This window comes from Pseudomonas sp. TH43 (genome assembly GCF_016650635.1).
GTDB lineage: Bacteria > Pseudomonadota > Gammaproteobacteria > Pseudomonadales > Pseudomonadaceae > Aquipseudomonas.
The window spans coordinates 1,151,339-1,167,850 of sequence record NZ_JAEKFI010000004.1; the positions used below are offsets into that span (position 1 = coordinate 1,151,339).

15 protein-coding genes are annotated in these 16,512 nt (G+C 59.6%); 7 read left to right on the plus strand and 8 right to left on the minus strand.

The genetic code is table 11. The features are described 5' to 3' along the window. Positions 1–6: 6 nt before the first annotated feature. Together epd and tkt are read right to left on the minus strand one after the other, a co-directional pair. Complete coding sequence (epd, locus tag JFT81_RS21630; RefSeq protein ID WP_201228948.1) at positions 7–1,059, minus strand: erythrose-4-phosphate dehydrogenase; 1,053 nt, start codon at positions 1,057–1,059, stop codon at positions 7–9. A 151-nt stretch (positions 1,060–1,210) separates the two neighbouring features. Further along, a complete protein-coding gene (gene tkt / locus JFT81_RS21635; protein ID WP_201228950.1) occupies positions 1,211–3,208 on the minus strand; it encodes a transketolase in 1,998 nt (665 codons plus the stop codon). Positions 3,209–3,466: 258 nt separating this feature from the next. Between tkt and JFT81_RS21640 the strand changes: the two genes are divergently transcribed. From JFT81_RS21640 to JFT81_RS21655, 4 genes are all read left to right on the plus strand, one after another. Next, positions 3,467–4,462, plus strand: a complete 996-nt coding sequence (locus tag JFT81_RS21640; protein WP_201228953.1) for a metalloregulator ArsR/SmtB family transcription factor — start codon at positions 3,467–3,469, stop codon at positions 4,460–4,462. Between the two features lie 18 nt (positions 4,463–4,480). Beyond that, positions 4,481–5,671, plus strand: a complete 1,191-nt coding sequence (gene metK, locus JFT81_RS21645; protein ID WP_016987231.1) for a methionine adenosyltransferase — start codon at positions 4,481–4,483, stop codon at positions 5,669–5,671. A 236-nt stretch (positions 5,672–5,907) separates the two neighbouring features. Further along, entirely contained in the window at positions 5,908–7,575 is a 1,668-nt protein-coding gene (gene ligB / locus JFT81_RS21650) for an NAD-dependent DNA ligase LigB (RefSeq protein ID WP_201228954.1), read from the plus strand. Positions 7,576–7,672: 97 nt separating this feature from the next. Further along, a complete protein-coding gene (locus tag JFT81_RS21655; RefSeq protein WP_201228955.1) occupies positions 7,673–8,068 on the plus strand; it encodes a DUF1090 domain-containing protein in 396 nt (131 codons plus the stop codon). A 166-nt stretch (positions 8,069–8,234) separates the two neighbouring features. Here the strand turns inward: JFT81_RS21655 and JFT81_RS21660 are convergent, their stop codons facing one another. Continuing rightward, entirely contained in the window at positions 8,235–8,684 is a 450-nt protein-coding gene (locus tag JFT81_RS21660; RefSeq protein ID WP_201228956.1) for a cytochrome c, read from the minus strand. A 127-nt stretch (positions 8,685–8,811) separates the two neighbouring features. On the opposite strand from JFT81_RS21660, the gene JFT81_RS21665 reads away from it, so the two are divergent. Further along, positions 8,812–9,990 carry an MltA domain-containing protein gene (locus JFT81_RS21665; RefSeq protein ID WP_201228957.1) on the plus strand — a complete coding sequence of 393 codons (1,179 nt, stop codon included), beginning with the start codon at positions 8,812–8,814 and terminating at the stop codon, positions 9,988–9,990. 122 nt (positions 9,991–10,112) lie between these two features. On the opposite strand, the gene JFT81_RS21670 is transcribed toward JFT81_RS21665, so the two are convergent. Beyond that, a complete protein-coding gene (locus JFT81_RS21670) occupies positions 10,113–10,496 on the minus strand; it encodes an MAPEG family protein (protein ID WP_201228958.1) in 384 nt (127 codons plus the stop codon). 39 nt (positions 10,497–10,535) lie between these two features. Continuing rightward, the gene (locus JFT81_RS21675; protein ID WP_201228959.1) at positions 10,536–11,369 is read right to left on the minus strand and encodes an EamA family transporter; all 834 of its coding nucleotides are present in this window, start codon (positions 11,367–11,369) and stop codon (positions 10,536–10,538) included. A gap of 155 nt (positions 11,370–11,524) precedes the next feature. On the opposite strand from JFT81_RS21675, the gene JFT81_RS21680 reads away from it, so the two are divergent. Continuing rightward, the gene (locus JFT81_RS21680; RefSeq protein WP_201198492.1) at positions 11,525–12,787 is read left to right on the plus strand and encodes a sodium:proton antiporter; all 1,263 of its coding nucleotides are present in this window, start codon (positions 11,525–11,527) and stop codon (positions 12,785–12,787) included. A gap of 58 nt (positions 12,788–12,845) precedes the next feature. On the opposite strand, the gene JFT81_RS21685 is transcribed toward JFT81_RS21680, so the two are convergent. Both JFT81_RS21685 and JFT81_RS21690 read right to left on the minus strand, forming a co-directional pair. Beyond that, on the minus strand, positions 12,846–14,129 hold the full coding sequence (locus JFT81_RS21685; protein ID WP_201228960.1) for an amidase: 1,284 nt from the start codon (positions 14,127–14,129) through the stop codon (positions 12,846–12,848). A 37-nt stretch (positions 14,130–14,166) separates the two neighbouring features. Further along, positions 14,167–14,580 (minus strand): VOC family protein, encoded by a 414-nt coding sequence (locus tag JFT81_RS21690; RefSeq protein ID WP_201228961.1) that lies wholly within the window; start codon positions 14,578–14,580, stop codon positions 14,167–14,169. Positions 14,581–14,681: 101 nt separating this feature from the next. Between JFT81_RS21690 and JFT81_RS21695 the strand changes: the two genes are divergently transcribed. Further along, positions 14,682–15,578 (plus strand): LysR substrate-binding domain-containing protein, encoded by an 897-nt coding sequence (locus JFT81_RS21695; RefSeq protein ID WP_201228963.1) that lies wholly within the window; start codon positions 14,682–14,684, stop codon positions 15,576–15,578. On the opposite strand, the gene JFT81_RS21700 is transcribed toward JFT81_RS21695, so the two are convergent. Beyond that, complete coding sequence (locus JFT81_RS21700) at positions 15,554–16,435, minus strand: formate/nitrite transporter family protein (protein ID WP_201228965.1); 882 nt, start codon at positions 16,433–16,435, stop codon at positions 15,554–15,556. The two genes, JFT81_RS21695 and JFT81_RS21700, sit on opposite strands and share 25 nt — an antisense overlap. Between the last annotated feature and the right edge of the window lie 77 nt (positions 16,436–16,512).

Sequence of the window (16,512 nt, forward strand, 5' to 3'; positions counted from 1 at the left end):
CACTTCCTACGTTTTTTTTGAAATGGCTGTCTGCAGATAGTGTTCTGCAACGTCCAGCATTCGGTTGGCAAAACCCCATTCGTTGTCGAACCAGGCCAGGATGTTCACCAGCTTGGGGCCGGAAACACGGGTCTGACTGGCATCGACGATGGCCGAATGTGGGTCATGATTAAAATCACAGCTTGCGTGGGGAAGCTCGGTGTAAGCCAGCAGGCCTTTGAGCGGGCCACTGGTGGCGGCCTCGCGCAGGATCCGGTTGACCTCATTGGCGTCGGTCGCGGTGGCGGTCTGCATCGTGATGTCGAGGCAGGACACGTTGACCGTCGGCACGCGTACGGCTTTGGCCTGAATTCGTCCGGCAAGTTCCGGCAGCAGGCGCTCGATACCGCGCGCCAGACCAGTGGACACCGGGATCACCGACTGAAACGCCGAACGGGTGCGGCGCAGGTCTTCGTGGTGATAAGCATCGATCACCGGCTGATCGTTCATTGCCGAGTGAATCGTGGTGATCGACACGTAATCGAGGCCGATCGCCTTATCCAGCAAGCGCAACAGCGGCACGCCGCAGTTGGTGGTACAGGACGCGTTGGACACCAGCAGTTCATCGCCGGTCAGGCAATCCTGATTGACGCCGTAAACGATGGTGGCGTCGACATCCGCCTCGCTGGCCATCGGCTGCGAGAACAATACGCGGGGCGCGCCGGCGTTGAGGAAACGCTGACCATCTTCACGGGTGTTATAGGCACCGGAGCATTCGAGCACCAGATCGACGCCCAGCGACGTCCAATCGATGCCTTCGGGGGTGGCACTGCGCAGGACTTTCACGCAGTCGCCATTAATATGCAGACAATCGCCCTCAACCCGCACTTCGCCGGGAAAGCGGCCGTGGGTGGAGTCGAAGCGTGTCAGGTATTCGATGCTGGCCATGTCGGCCAGATCGTTGATCGCGACAATTTCAAACCCGGCTTTTTCGCCACGCTCAAACAACGCACGCAAGACGCAACGACCTATCCGGCCGTAGCCGTTGAGTGCAACTTTGTAGGGACGCGGTTGAGGCATGGGGTTCTCGATTACCGTGGTGAATCAGGCAGTGCGATGTTGCCCGAACCAACGCTTTCGCGAGCAGGCTCGCTCCCACAGGGAAATGCATTCCAATGTGGGAGCGAGCCTGCTCGCGAAGGCGTCAGCCCGGACAACACAACTGTCGGACTTAGTCTTCCAGCAGCTCTTCAGCCTGACCCAGGATGTTTTCCAGGGTGAAGCCGAACTCTTCGAACAGTGCCGAAGCCGGAGCCGACTCGCCGTAGGTGGTCATGCCGATCACGCGACCTTCCAGGCCCACGTACTTGAACCAGAAGTCAGCGTGAGCCGCTTCGATCGCGATACGTGCGCCAACCTGCAACGGCAGCACCGCTTGCTTGTAGCCAGCGTCCTGCGCGTCGAACACGCTGGTGCAAGGCATCGAAACCACGCGCACCTTGCGGCCCTGCTCGGTCAGTTTGTCGTGAGCCTGAACAGCCAGGCCGACTTCCGAACCGGTCGAGATCAGGATCAGCTCAGGCTCGCCTGCGCAGTCCTTCAGCACGTAACCGCCACGGCTGATGTCGGCTATCTGGCCGGCATCACGTTCCTGGTGCTGCAGGTTCTGACGCGAGAAGATCAGCGCCGATGGGCCGTCCTTACGCTCCAGAGCGTTTTTCCAGGCCACTGCCGATTCAACGGCATCGGCTGGACGCCAGGTGTCGAGGTTCGGGGTGGTGCGCAGGCTGGTCAGTTGCTCGACCGGCTGGTGCGTCGGGCCGTCTTCGCCCAGACCGATGGAGTCGTGGGTGTAGACGTGGATCACCTGCTTCTTCATCAGCGCGGACATGCGCACTGCGTTGCGGGCGTATTCCATGAACATCAGGAAGGTCGCGCCGTAAGGCACCAGGCCGCCGTGCAGGGTCACGCCGTTCATGATCGCGGTCATGCCGAATTCACGCACGCCGTAGTACATGTAGTTGCCGCTGGCATCTTCAGCGCTGACGCCTTTGCAACCTTTCCACAGGGTCAGGTTGGAACCGGCGAGGTCAGCGGAGCCGCCAAGCAGTTCCGGCAGCAGCGGGCCGAACGCGTTCAGGGTGTTCTGGCTGGCTTTACGGCTGGCGATGGTTTCGCCTTTGGCCGCGACTTCAGCGATGTAAGCCGAGGCTTTTTCGGAGAAGTCGGCTGGCAGCTCACCGCTCAAGCGACGCACCAGTTCATTGGCTTCGGTCGGGAACGCAGCGGAGTAAGCAGCGAAACGCTGATCCCACTCGGCTTCGGCCGCGCGACCTTTTTCCTTGGCATCCCACTCGGCATAGATGTCGGCCGGGATTTCGAACGGGCCGTAGTTCCAGTTCAGTGCCTTGCGGGTCAGAGCGATTTCCGCGTCACCCAGTGGGGCGCCGTGGCAGTCTTCTTTGCCCTGCTTGTTCGGCGAACCGAAACCGATGGTGGTTTTGCAGCAGATCAGCGTCGGCAGCGGGCTCTTGCGCGCGGTTTCGATGGCAGTCTTGATCTCTTCCGGGTCATGACCGTCAACGTTGCGGATCACCTGCCAGTTGTAGGCTTCGAAACGCTTCGGCGTGTCATCGGTGAACCAGCCTTCGACTTCGCCGTCGATGGAAATGCCGTTGTCATCGTAGAAAGCGATCAGCTTGCCCAGACCCAGAGTACCGGCCAGGGAAGCGACTTCGTGGGAAATGCCTTCCATCATGCAGCCATCACCCAGGAACACATAGGTGTGGTGGTCAACGATGTCATGGCCAGGACGGTTGAACTGCGCGCCCAGGACCTTTTCAGCCAGGGCGAAACCGACGGCGTTCGCCAGACCCTGACCCAGTGGGCCAGTGGTGGTCTCAACACCCGGGGTGTAACCGAATTCCGGGTGACCCGGGGTACGGCTGTGCAGTTGACGGAACTGCTTGAGGTCTTCGATCGACAGGTCGTAACCGGTCAGGTGCAGCAGCGAGTAGATCAACATCGAGCCGTGGCCGTTGGACAGCACGAAGCGGTCACGGTCGGCGAACGACGGGTTGCTCGGGTTGTGCTTGAGGTAGTCGCGCCAAAGCACTTCGGCGATATCTGCCATACCCATAGGGGCACCGGGATGGCCGCTGTTGGCTTTTTGCACGGCATCCATGCTGAGGGCACGAATGGCGTTGGCACGCTCACGACGGCTAGGCATCGCTGATCTCCTGGGTTCTGGTAAGTCGAAACGGAAAAAAGGAGGGCATTTTCCCTCACCGGAGCGCCTCGGGGCAATGACAGATAGTCATCCAGAGGCGTTTTTCCAATGGATAGCGGCGCTTTCTGTTGGTGAAACCTTTCCGCTACTCGTTTGTAGAGTTAACCGCGTGGTGAGAAGTGCCATTTATCGAGCAATATCAAAACTTTTTGATATTGGCCTTGCGGTGATTTACCCCCGTCTCTAGACTGCTGCCCCATGAACTTACGCGTGCCTTCCATTCGCCATGACGATTGCGACGAGCTGGCGGCCCTGTGCAAGGCCGGCGGCGATCCGCTGCGGCTGAATGTATTGCGCGCGTTAGCCAACGATTCGTTTGGTGTACTGGAACTGGCGCAGATTTTCGGTATCGGCCAGTCCGGCATGAGTCATCACCTGAAGGTGTTGGCGCAGGCCGATCTGGTGGCGACGCGCCGCGAAGGCAATGCGATCTTCTATCGCCGCGCCCTGCCGCACACCGAATTGCTCGGCGGCAAGCTGCATGCCGCGCTGCTTGAAGAAGTCGACAACCTGACCCTGCCCGCCGATGTCCTGGCGCGCATCGCTCAGGTTCACGCGCAACGAGCCGCCGCCAGCCAGGATTTTTTCGCCCGGGTTGCGGAGAAATTTCGCGCCCAGCAAGACTTGATTGCCGGCCTGCCGCAGTACCGTGAAAGCGTGCTGGCCCTGCTCGACAAACTGAACTTCAATGGTGCTGCCACGGCCATTGAAGTCGGCCCCGGCGATGGTGCTTTTCTGCCGGAACTGGCGCGTCGTTTTGGCACCGTAACCGCGCTGGACAACAGCCCGGCGATGCTCGAACTGGCGCGTCAGGTATGTGAACGTGAACAGCTGGCTAACGTCAGCCTGCAATTGGCCGATGCATTGAACGGCACCAGCCTTCAGGCCGATTGCGTTGTACTGAATATGGTCTTGCACCATTTCGCCGCGCCGGCCGAAGCGCTCAAGCACATGGCCGACTTGCTGCAACCGGGCGGTAGCCTGCTCGTGACAGAGTTATGTAGCCACAACCAGAGTTGGGCCAGGGAGGCCTGCGGTGATCTGTGGTTGGGGTTTGAACAGGACGATTTGGCCCGTTGGGCCACCGCTGCGGGACTCGTTCCCGGGGAAAGCCTCTATGTAGGCTTACGTAATGGTTTCCAGATCCAGGTCCGCCACTTTCAGCGACCGGCTGGCGACACTCACCATCGGTAAATTCAGGAAAACATCGAGATGAGCGAATACTCCCTCTTCACCTCCGAGTCCGTGTCTGAAGGACATCCGGACAAAATCGCCGACCAGATTTCCGATGCGGTGCTGGACGCCATCATTACCCAGGACAAACACGCACGTGTTGCCGTGGAAACCCTGGTCAAGACTGGCGTGGCCATCGTTGCCGGTGAAGTCACCACCAGCGCCTGGGTCGATCTGGAAGAGATCGTGCGTAACGTGATTCTCGACATCGGCTACAACAGCTCCGACGTCGGCTTCGACGGCGCGACCTGCGGCGTGATGAACATCATCGGCAAGCAGTCCCCGGACATCAACCAGGGTGTTGACCGTGCCAAGCCTGAAGATCAGGGCGCCGGCGACCAGGGCCTGATGTTCGGCTACGCCAGCAATGAAACCGACGTTTTGATGCCAGCGCCGATCACCTTCTCGCACCAGTTGGTGCAGCGCCAGGCCGAAGCCCGCAAATCGGGTCTTCTGCCGTGGCTGCGCCCGGACGCCAAGTCGCAAGTGACTTGCCGTTACGAAGGCGGCAAGGTTGTCGGTATCGACGCGGTTGTTCTGTCGACCCAGCACAACCCTGAAGTGTCGTACAAAGACCTGCGCGAAGGCGTGATGGAGCTGATCGTCAAGCACGTGCTGCCTGCTGAACTGCTGAGCAAAGACACCCAGTTCCACATCAACCCGACCGGCCAGTTCATCATTGGCGGCCCGGTAGGTGACTGCGGTCTGACCGGTCGCAAGATCATCGTCGACAGCTACGGCGGCATGGCCCGTCACGGCGGCGGCGCGTTCTCCGGCAAGGATCCATCGAAGGTTGACCGTTCGGCTGCCTACGCTGGCCGTTATGTTGCCAAGAACATCGTCGCTGCCGGCCTGGCCGAGCGTTGCGAGATTCAGGTTTCCTACGCGATCGGTGTGGCCCAGCCTACGTCGATCTCGCTGAACACCTTCGGCACCGGCAAGATCAGCGATGACAAGATCGTCAAACTGGTCCGTGAAGTGTTCGACCTGCGTCCATACGCAATCACCACCATGCTCGACCTGCTGCACCCGATGTACCAGGAAACTGCAGCGTACGGCCACTTCGGTCGCACTCCAGAAACCAAAACCGTTGGCGAAGACACCTTCACCACCTTCACCTGGGAAAAAACCGACCGCGCCGACGCTCTGCGTTCTGCTGCTGGTCTGTAATATTTCCCCGGCGGTACCCAAAAGCCCCGTACGGTTCGCGCCGTGCGGGGCTTTTTTTTGCTTTGAAGATCAACAGATCGCCGCCTGCGGCAGCTCCTACCCTGATCAATGCAGGAGCTGCCGCAAGCGGCGATCTTTTGATCTTCCGCCGTTGAAACACCCCGAAAAACACTCGCCCGACCTCGCTCAAAATCCTGACTAACCTTCAAAAACCCCCATGAGCAAGGACGCTCACGATGCATTGGTTTTTGTTTGTTTTGCTGCACCTCCTATGCCTGACTGGCTACGCGTCTCAATGCCCGGACTGGACGCCCGCCCAAGCCCAGCGCGAAATCACCGCCCTGCAAAACCAGATCAACCAATGGGACGACGCCTACCACCGCGAAGGCCGCTCGCTGATTGCCGATGAACTCTACGACCAATCCCTTGTGCAACTGAACGAATGGCGAGCGTGTTTCAAACTGTCCTCGCCAACCGATCCTTTGCGTACAGCTTCAGGCTCAATCGCGCACCCCATCGCCCACACCGGTCTGGATAAAATTCACAAAGCCGAGGCCTTAGAAACCTGGCTACGCGAGCGCAAGGATGTCTGGATACAACCCAAAATTGATGGCGTCGCGGTGACGCTGATTTATCGCGAGGGCGTTTTGCAGCAGGCAATCAGCCGCGGGGATGGGGTGAGTGGTCAGGACTGGACGACTTCGGCGCGCAAGATCGACGCCATCCCTCAACGCCTGACACAACCGCTGGATCTGCTGGTGCAGGGCGAACTCTATTGGCACCTGAGCGAGCACGTGCAAGCCCGATCCGGCAGCGTTAACGCTCGCGCCACCGTCGCCGGTCTGATGGGGAGAAAATCGTTGGATGCAGAGCAAGCCTCCGGGATTGGACTGTTCGTTTGGGACTGGCCCCAAGGCCCAGCGCAATTGCCTGAGCGAATCACCGCGCTGACAAAACTGGGTTTCGCCACAATTGAACCTTACAGCCATCCCGTCACCGACTTCGCTGCCGCACAGAAATGGCGTGATCACTGGTATCGCTCCCCCCTGCACTTCGCCACAGACGGCGTGGTGTTGCGTCAGAGTCAGCGTCCACCTGCCGAGCGCTGGCAGGCTCGCGCGCCGTATTGGGCGATTGCCTGGAAGTATCCGTTTGCCCAGGCGCTGGCTGAAGTACGCAGGGTCAACTTCAAAGTCGGTCGAACCGGGCGCATCACGCCAGTACTCGAACTCAAATCCGTCATGCTCGATGACCGTGAGATCAAACGGGTCAGCGCCGGCTCCTTCAAGCGCTGGCAAGACCTGGATATTCGCCCCGGTGATCAAGTGGCAATCAGCCTCGCCGGTCTGACCATTCCACGGCTCGACAGTGTGGTGCTGCGCGCCACCGAACGCACAGACCTCAACATCCCCCGCGCAGACGACTTTCACGCGCTGAGTTGCTGGCAACCCACGCCTGGCTGCGAAAGCCAGTTTCTCGCCCGCTTGACCTGGCTCAGTAGCAAGCAAGGGCTGGCCATGCAGCATGTCGGTCGAGGCACCTGGGAGAAACTTTTGGAAACAGGCCACCTGAACAACCTGCTGGATTGGTTGACCCTCGACGCGCCAGAGCTTGCTAAGATTGCCGGCTTTGGCGAACGCAGCAGCACGCGCCTGATGCATAGCTTCCATAACGCCCGGCAACAGCCGTTCGCACAATGGCTCAAAGCGCTGGGTTTGCCGCCGACGGGTCAGGCACAACTGGCTGACTCATGGCAGGCACTGGCACAACGTGACACTGAACAATGGCAGGCAGAAGCCGGTATCGGCCCCGGTCGCGCGGCGCAATTGAGCGCATTCTTTCGCGACCCGCAGGTGCTAGCCTTGAGCGAAATCCTACAGGCCGCCGGAATCGACGGTTTCTGAACAAGCAATCCCGGCCCGCCGGGAACCCAACGGCCGCCGAAGCGCTCCAACAGCGCAGTGCCCAACCGACCCGAATGCCTTTGCACATGGAGCTTTTATGAAATTTCTCGCACCGCTCGCCATGCTGACCCTCTGCGGCATGATGGCCGCCCCTGTGATGGCCGACGAAGACGCCCCGGGGCTGACTGGCTGCGCGGCCAAGAAGCAGGGCATCATCAACCAGATTGAACAGGCCAAGTCGCGCGGCAATGCCGATCAGCAAGCCGGCCTGGAAAAAGCCCTGAGCGAAGTGAGCGAATACTGCACCGACGCCGGCCTGAAGAAAGAACGCGAAAACAAAGTGCTTGAGGCCAAACACGAAGTCAGCCAGCGCCAGGCCGATCTCGACAAGGCGATGAAGAAGGGCGACCCGGAGAAGATCAACAAACGCAAAGACAAACTCGCCGAGTCGCGCAAAGAGCTGCAGGACGCGCTGGACGAAATCGACAAGTAATTGATGGCCTTGTGGCGAGGGGATTTATCCCCGTTGGGCGGCGAAGCCGGCGCAAATCCGGCTGGCCGGGTCTGACTGAAAAACTCGGCTGTATGGTTTTGGGGCTGCTTCGCAGCCCAACGGGGATAAATCCCCTCGCCACAAGATTACTCAGCAGTCTTGACGATCAATGATCCCGAAACTGTTTATGGCAAGCGCTGCAGGCATCTTCAACTTTCTGCACCGCTGGCCCGAGGTTGCTGGCCTTGTACGGCTGGACCTGACTGGCAATCACCAATTCACCGGTGGCGGCTTCGAGGGTGCGGGCCATTTCCTGAAAACGGGCCTGCTGTTGCCAGACATCATCCTTGGCACTGGTGTGATCTTCTTCGCGAACCTGCGGGAAATGCTTCCACGGCTCATGAGACAACGCATCGAGTTTGACCGCGCCTTCGGCGAACTTCGGCCCGTCGAACGGAATGCGCCCACGCAACATGCCACCGAGGTCTTCGCCAGTCTTGAGCATCTGCTTGAAGATCGCCTTGCGTTGCCCCAGCGGCGAATTAGGATCGACACCGCCACAGGCGGACAAGGTCAGACAGGCCAGCAATACAACAGCAATTCTTTTAAGAGTCATGGTGGCTTCAGGTCACGGAATCGGCGGCCAGTATCCTCGCGTCACCGCCAAACACCAATAGCCCTATTAAAAATACGGGTTGCCCGAGCGCATGGAGCACTCGGGCGACCGGCACAGGAATCACTCCATGAACAGCCGTTTCAAGGCCTGGCGTCATCCGCTGATCGCAACCCTTCCGCTGCTGGCAATCCTCGCTGGCTGCACCGGTGGCGACAGCGCCAAGCCGAAAACTCACGCACTGGCCACTTATGCCAACGCCACGTGGGAAGCATTGCCCGCGGTGTCCGATAGCGATCTGGTTGCCGGTTTCGGCTCGTGGCGCAGCGCCTGCACGCGGCTCAAGGCTGATGCAGTCTGGGGCACCACCTGCGCCGCAGCAGCCAATGTGCCGCAAAGTGCCGGCGAGATTCGCGCGTTCCTCAAGCAGAACCTCGACGTCTACGGTCTGCGTGCTGAAAACGACAATCCCAACGGCCTGATCACGGGTTACTACGAGCCGGTTTATCCCGGCAGCCTGACGCCCACCGACACCGCCAATGTGCCGGTGTACGGCGTACCCGAGGACATGATCATTGTCTCGCTGGACAGCATTTACCCGGAATTGAAAGGCAAGCGCCTGCGCGGTCGCCTCGAAGGCCGAGTGCTCAAACCTTATGACGACGCAGCGACCATCGAATCGAAAGGCGTAAAAGCCCCGGTGGTGGCTTACCTCACCGATCCGATGAATTTGCAGTTCCTGCAGATCCAGGGTTCCGGGCGTATTCAGACTCAGGACGGCAAACAGCTGCGCATTGCTTACGCCGATCAGAACGGCCACCCCTACCGGCCGATTGGCCGCTGGCTGGTCGAGCAAGGTGAGCTGAAGAAAGAAGACGTGACCATGGGCGCGATCAGCAATTGGGCCAAAGCCAATCCGTCGCGTATCCCGGAGTTACTCGGCAGCAACCCGAGCTACGTGTTCTTCACCCGTAACCCGGACAGCAACGAAGGCCCGCGCGGCTCGCTGAATGTGCCATTGACGGCCGGCTATAGCGCAGCGGTGGATCGCAAGGTGATTCCGCTGGGCAGCCTGTTGTGGCTGTCGACCACGCGCCCGGACGGCACGGCACTGGTGCGCCCGGTTGCGGCGCAGGACACCGGTGGCGCGATTGCCGGCGAGGTTCGCGCGGATCTGTTCTGGGGCACCGGAGATGCCGCCGGACAACTGGCGGGGGATATGAAACAGCAGGGGCAGATCTGGATGCTTTGGCCCAAAGGCGCAGCACTGCCGCAAGTGCCGCAGGTGGCCGACACGGTAAAGCAGTAATCCTTTAGCTTTGCTGAGGCAGTCAAGTAGCTATCGCGAGCAGGCTCACTCCTACAGGGGAACGCATTCCAAAATGCGGGATTGAGCCTGCTCGCGATGAGGCCCTCAGCGACACTCGATAATCAGGCCGACACCACAAAGAAACTGATGATCAACCCCATCCCCACAAACCACACCAGCGATCGCAAGATCGCCCAGTCCGCCAGATAGCAAATGATGTACAGCAGGCGACTGGTGATAAACAGCACCGCCAGCACATTCACCGTCACCAACTGCGCCGTCCCCACCAGATGCGCAACGATCACCGCTGCGGCAAACGCCGGCATCACTTCAAAACTGTTCATCTGCGCCGCATGCGCCCGTCGGGCCAGACCGTTGAGGCTTTCCATGAAGTCGCGCGGATCATGGTTGTCACTCAGCCGATAACCACCCACGACCTTGGCCACGCCTGTACAGACATACGGTAAAAAGATTGCGATCAACACACACCACAGAGCCACCGTCATAACGCCATCCTTTTTTCGAGTTATAGAATTCGCGAGCGCTCAGAACTTCATTACCAGCATGCCGATCAGCACCAGCCCACAGGCTAAGAGCCGCGGTCGGCCGAAAGGTTCTTTGAGATAGCGCATGCCGAACAGCACCACCAGGATCACACTGATTTCGCGCAACGCCGCAGCTTCTGCAATCGAGCCCAACTGCATCGCCCACAGCACCAGAGCGTAGCTGGCCAACACGCAGAAGCCCACCGCCAAACCCAGCTTCCATTGCTCACGCCAGAACAGCATGAACGCCGGCCGCTTGGCGACCCACGCCAGCAGCGGAAACGGCCAGGCGCTGAGCAGCGTCACCCAGACCAGATAATCCAGCGGATGCGACCAGCGCCGCAGCGCCTGGCCATCGATGTAGGTGTAGCAACCGATGCACAAGCCGATCAGCGCCACCACCGGCAGCATCGACCACGGCAAATGCTTGCCACCACCGCCCTGCCAAAGCAGGCAGATCATGCCGAACGGGATCAGCATGATGCCGAAGATTTGCTGGGTGGTGAGCACTTCGCCGGCGAAGATCAGGGTCAACGCCAGCACCACCAGCGGTGACAGACCGCGCATCAGCGGATAGACCAACCCGAGATCGCCGACCCGATACGCCTGAATCAGCAGATAACGATAGAGCAGCTCAAATGCTGCCGACGCGAGAATCCACGGCCAGATTTCCATGGGCGGCAGATTCACGAATGGCAGCGCGATAGCGACGAACAGCAGCGCCACCGTGTCCATGCACGCCACCACCAGCAGCCGCTCGGCGCTGAACTTGATCAACGTATTCCACGTCGCATGCAACAGGGCCGCCATCAATACCAAAACTGTCGCGAGCACGTTTCACTCCTTGATTTTTTTGTTGACCCTACACCAATGCGTGCGGCTGACCAACGGAGAGGACGGATTGTGTCCTCACCCCGAATCAGCCCATCCAACCTCTGCACCGAAGATTCGGAGCGCTGTCTTTCCACCCCTCATCCAAAGGACCCCGGATGCTTGAACTCGTCGCCGCTTTCATCTGCCTCACCACCCTCCTCACCTTCGTAAACTTCCGCTTCATCGGCCTGCCGCCAACCATTGGTGTAATGGTCACCGCGCTGATGTTCTCCTTGCTGCTGCAAGGCCTGAGCCTGCTCGGCTACCCCGGCCTGGAAGAGCGTGTGCAGCAACTGATCGGCCAGATCGACTTCGGCGATCTGCTGATGAACTGGATGCTCTCGTTCCTGCTGTTCGCCGGCGCCTTGCACGTAAATCTGAACGACCTGCGCAGCTATCGTTGGCCGATCGGCCTCTTGGCAACGTTCGGTGTACTGATCGCTACCGCGGTAATCGGCAGTCTCGCCTATTACATTTTTGCCCTGTTTGGCTGGCACGTGAGCTTCCTCTACTGCCTGCTGTTCGGTGCGCTGATTTCCCCGACCGACCCGATCGCGGTGCTCGGCGTGCTACGAACCGCCAACGCCTCGAAACCATTGAAAACCACCATCGTCGGCGAATCGCTGTTCAACGACGGCACTGCGGTTGTGGTGTTTACCGTGTTGCTGGGCATTGCCCAACTCGGGGAGACCCCGACCATCGGTGCCACCGCCATGCTGTTTGCTCACGAAGCGATTGGCGGCGTGCTGTTCGGCGGGCTGATCGGTTATCTGGTCTACCTGATGATCAAAAGCATCGAGCAGCACCAGATCGAAGTGATGCTGACCCTGGCGCTGGTAATCGGCGGCTCGGCAATGGCCTCGGAGTTGCACGTCTCGGCACCGATTGCGATGGTGGTCGCCGGTCTGATCATCGGCAACCTCGGGCGCAATCTGGCGATGAACGACATGACTCGCAAATACCTCGACGGCTTCTGGGAGTTGCTCGATGACATGCTCAACGCGCTGCTCTTCGCCTTGATCGGCATGGAGCTGTTGCTGCTGCCGTTCAACTGGCTGCACTTGGCGGCGGCGGGTTTGCTGGCGGTGGCGATTCTGCTGTCGCGCCTGCTCACCGTGGCGCCCGCAATCCTCTTGCTGCGCCGTTGGCGCACGGTGCCGCGCGGCACCATTCGTGTGTTGACGTGGGGCGGTTTGCGCGGCGGCGTGTCGGTTGCCCTGGCACTGTCGCTGCCGCTGGGTATCGAGCGTGACTTGCTGCTGAGCATCACCTACATCGTCGTGCTGTCATCGATCCTGATACAAGGCCTGACCATTGGCCGCGTCGTTCGCGGGGTGACCACTCCGCAAAGCGTCGGCACTGCCGATTCTGCACACTGACCCTTGAAGCGGGCACCGTCGCGGCGCACTCGCGCTGTGACGGTGCCCGGTTCAGGTATCAGCCGGCAGCTCTCAACACGGCATCAACCTGCTCCGCAGCGTGCAAAAGCATGCTGTCTTCTCTAAAACCTCCGATCATTTGCAGCCCAACGGGTAACGCCGCGGCATTGCGCACGAGAGGAAGGTTGATCTGAGGCAAGCCAAACGCCATCCAGAACTTGCTGAAATCGGAAGGTCCGGTCGCGCCAAGGCCCAACGGAGCGACGATGCCACAGCTCGCACCCAGCATGGCGTCAAACGGTTTGAAGATGGCTTCCAAAACCATCGCCAACTTCGCCAAACGCTGCTTTGCCGCTGATTCTTGCGCCCACGTCGTCAGACGAGCGCGCTCGATCATGGCCAATAATTCTTCACTGAGCAGGTCAGGATGCGCTTGCAACTCCTTGGCCAATGATCGGGCGCCCTCGCAATCGTTGATTAGCAGATGGTCATCGAATACCGTCGCAAACTCCTCGGGCAACGCCACCTCGCTCACTTGATGCCCCGCCAGACGCAGCTCTTCAACGGCAGCTTGCAACGACCTGGCGACGTCCTCGTCGACCTGATCCCAACGCGCCGTACGGCAGAAACCGAATGAGCATAAATGCCGCTCAGCAGCAGGCGCCGGTAAACCGGGGATCAAGACTTGAGCCATCAGTCGCAGATCACGCACCGAGCGGCCATACCAACCCGCCGTGTCGAAGCTCGGCGCCAACGGCTTGACCCCTTCCAGAGGCACCAGCCCGTAAGAAGGTTTGAACGCATACAGGCCGCAATAGGACGCCGGCTTGATCAATGACCCGGCGGTCTGGGTGCCCAACGCAAGTGGAAAAAACCCCGCCGCCATGCCCGCTGCCGAACCGGCACTGGAGCTTCCGGGAGTGCGATCAAGATCGTGTGGATTGCGGGTTGGGCCGGTGTGCATGTAGGCGAATTCAGTGGTGTGGGTCTTGCCCATGATCACCGCGCCGGCCTGGCGCAGCAGCGCGACGACATGAGCGTCACGCGAAGGATGGTTATGCGCATAGATGGGGGAGTAAAAACGCGTGGGATGATCGACGGTGTCGTAGATGTCTTTGACCCCCACGGGGACACCTGCGAGCAGGCCTTTCGCGCTGCTGTTTACCCGTTGGCGCGCTTGCTTGCGCACCTCGTCAGGGTCGAACGCAACAAAGGCTTTTATGCTCTGCTCTTGCGCTTCGACACAGTCAAGAAAGTGCTCAGTCACTGCCTCTGCGCTCACGACCTGCGAACGAACCCATTGCGAAATGGCTGTGGCGTCTGCTTTATCGAAATCGTGCATATCGCTCCCCGGGCTTGCCTTCGAAAGTGTCGACATTTCAAGTTGCATACACTGACCGCAGATCAGTGAAGCCCTTGATCTCGATAGGGTTTGCGGCAGGATCGAGAAAGAACATCGTTGCCTGCTCACCGGGTTCTCCGGGAAAACGAATGCTGGGTGGCAGAACAAATTGCACTTGGCCTTTGAGTAGCCGGTCTCTTAAAACGACCCAGTCCGACATCTCAAGTATCACGCCAAGGTGCGGCATCGGCACGTTGTGCTCACCGACTTTCCCCGTGTTGCTTACCGCAAAGGGTTCGCCCAGATGCAACGACAATTGATGCCCGAAAAAATTGAAATCGACCCAGGTATCGGTGCTGCGCCCTTCCTCGCATCCCAGCAGATCACCATAGAACTGCCGGGACAGCTGCAAATCACGGACGTGAAAAGCGAGATGAAAAATCGATTGCATAAGCCACTCCTGATGATGGAAACAGCCGAACGGTTGCAGACTGTGCGGTTTCCATGAAAAGAGATAGCCTGTAATTCTTTCCGCCTTCGAAAGTATTTCTTATGGATACGCGCTATTTGAAAAGCCTTATCGCCGTCGTGGAGTCTGGCTCCATCGCCCATGCCGCGCGTATCGAAGGGTTGACGGCGGCCGCGGTCAGCCAGCGCATTCTCGCGCTCGAACGACAACTCGGTTTTGAGTTGCTATCGCGCGTCGGGCACGCCGCCAGGCCAAGTCAGGCCTGCCTTGGTCTATTGCCCCGCGCCAAACGCATCGTTCGCGAAACGGCATTACTGGCGGGAGATGCTGACGTGGGAGGGCTGACCGGGCAGTTGAAAATAGGCGCTATTTCCACCGTTCTGACGGGGCTTCTACCTGGCGCATTACGAGCACTGACCGAGCGGGCGCCGGGGCTGAAGCCGGTTATCGTGCCGGGAACATCGCGGTCGTTGTATCAAGCACTGCTCTCGGGAGACGTCGACGCTGCGATCCTCGTCGCTCCCCCATTTGAATTGCCCAAAGCCCTGCAGGCCGTATCGCTACGCAAGGAGCCGCTGGTGTTTCTGTCGCAGGAAAAGTCCTCGGCCAGCATCCCCGCGCAACTGCAGAGCCAACCCTACATCCGCTATGATCCTGATGCCTGGGGCGGACGGCATGCCGAGGAATATCTGGCCGACCATGGCTTGAAGCCGACGCCGCTGGTAGATCTGGATGCGCTGGAGACCATTGCCATGCTCGTGACTGGAGGGCTTGGCGTCAGCCTGGTGCCCTATTGGTCGGGCTTTGAACAATGGGGCCACAAATGTGCTGTGAGCCAGATTGGCAACGATCGGTATGATCGAGAGGTTGCGCTGATCAGCCCTGCGCAGACTGACCGGCCGAACATGATCAGCGCTTTGTGCGAGGCACTCGCAACCGCGCAGCCTGACCGCGCTCAATCCTCCTTCGACTTGCCCTGAACCTCCTCAGGGCCGGCAGCTTTCAGTGAGCCGCTCTCACTGCGAATCTGCGCGTGGCTGATCAGCGCAAAGATAAAACTGCCGCCGATGATATTGCCCGCCAGCGTTGGGCCAGCGAACACCAGCCAGAAATCACTCCACGGCAACTCGCCAGCAAACACCAGATACGACACCTCCGCCGAACCGACGACGATATGGGTGAAATCGCCGAGGGCCATGAGGTAGGTGATGAGGATGATGATCCACATCTTCGCGCTCTCCATCGACGGGATCATCCACACCATGGTCGCGATCATCCACCCGGAGACAATGCCTTTGGCGAACATCTGGCTGGCGTGATTTTCCATGACCTTGCGGCCGATTTCGAGAAAGGCCAGGTCGGTCTTGCTGTCGAAGATCGGCAGTTCGAGCATCACGTAGGCCACCAGAATGGTGCCGCAGAGATTGCCGAACAACACCACCGTCCACAGACGAATCAGTCGGCCGAAATTGCGAATCGTCGGTTTGGTCATGACCGGCAGCACAGCGGTCAGGGTGTTTTCGGTGAACAGTTGCTGACGGGCGAGGATCACTGCAAGGAAACCTGCGCAGTAGCCAAAACTGGCGATCACTTTGAATTCTTCACCGTCGGGCAGCCGCGAATTGAGCAAGCCCATGCCCATCAGTGACAGGCCCATGGTCAACCCTGCGGCCAGCGCCGACCACCAGAGAGCAGCGATGCTGCGTTCCAGTTCCTGATCGCCTTGGGTGCGGATGATTTCATGCAGAACCGCCGCGCGAGGCGGCTGGCTTTTCTCGACTTCGTGTTTTTCTTCGGTCGAGAGATCGGGGGTCTTGCCGTCGGTGGGCGTGGTCATGGCGTGGGAACCGTGGGGGTGGTGTTTACCTACGACCTTCGCGCTATTGAATACGTTCTATAGGCGCCACGCGAATC

What these genes read in the sequence shown, in the direction of transcription:
- epd (WP_201228948.1), bottom strand. Translation starts at nt 1,059, where the DNA reads ATGCCTCAACCGCGTCCCTACAAAGTTGCACTCAACGGCTACGGCCGG.
- tkt (WP_201228950.1), bottom strand. Translation starts at nt 3,208, where the DNA reads ATGCCTAGCCGTCGTGAGCGTGCCAACGCCATTCGTGCCCTCAGCATG.
- JFT81_RS21640 (WP_201228953.1), top strand. Translation starts at nt 3,467, where the DNA reads ATGAACTTACGCGTGCCTTCCATTCGCCATGACGATTGCGACGAGCTG.
- metK (WP_016987231.1), top strand. Translation starts at nt 4,481, where the DNA reads ATGAGCGAATACTCCCTCTTCACCTCCGAGTCCGTGTCTGAAGGACAT.
- ligB (WP_201228954.1), top strand. Translation starts at nt 5,908, where the DNA reads ATGCATTGGTTTTTGTTTGTTTTGCTGCACCTCCTATGCCTGACTGGC.
- JFT81_RS21655 (WP_201228955.1), top strand. Translation starts at nt 7,673, where the DNA reads ATGAAATTTCTCGCACCGCTCGCCATGCTGACCCTCTGCGGCATGATG.
- JFT81_RS21660 (WP_201228956.1), bottom strand. Translation starts at nt 8,684, where the DNA reads ATGACTCTTAAAAGAATTGCTGTTGTATTGCTGGCCTGTCTGACCTTG.
- JFT81_RS21665 (WP_201228957.1), top strand. Translation starts at nt 8,812, where the DNA reads ATGAACAGCCGTTTCAAGGCCTGGCGTCATCCGCTGATCGCAACCCTT.
- JFT81_RS21670 (WP_201228958.1), bottom strand. Translation starts at nt 10,496, where the DNA reads ATGACGGTGGCTCTGTGGTGTGTGTTGATCGCAATCTTTTTACCGTAT.
- JFT81_RS21680 (WP_201198492.1), top strand. Translation starts at nt 11,525, where the DNA reads ATGCTTGAACTCGTCGCCGCTTTCATCTGCCTCACCACCCTCCTCACC.
- JFT81_RS21685 (WP_201228960.1), bottom strand. Translation starts at nt 14,129, where the DNA reads ATGCACGATTTCGATAAAGCAGACGCCACAGCCATTTCGCAATGGGTT.
- JFT81_RS21690 (WP_201228961.1), bottom strand. Translation starts at nt 14,580, where the DNA reads ATGCAATCGATTTTTCATCTCGCTTTTCACGTCCGTGATTTGCAGCTG.
- JFT81_RS21695 (WP_201228963.1), top strand. Translation starts at nt 14,682, where the DNA reads ATGGATACGCGCTATTTGAAAAGCCTTATCGCCGTCGTGGAGTCTGGC.
- JFT81_RS21700 (WP_201228965.1), bottom strand. Translation starts at nt 16,435, where the DNA reads ATGACCACGCCCACCGACGGCAAGACCCCCGATCTCTCGACCGAAGAA.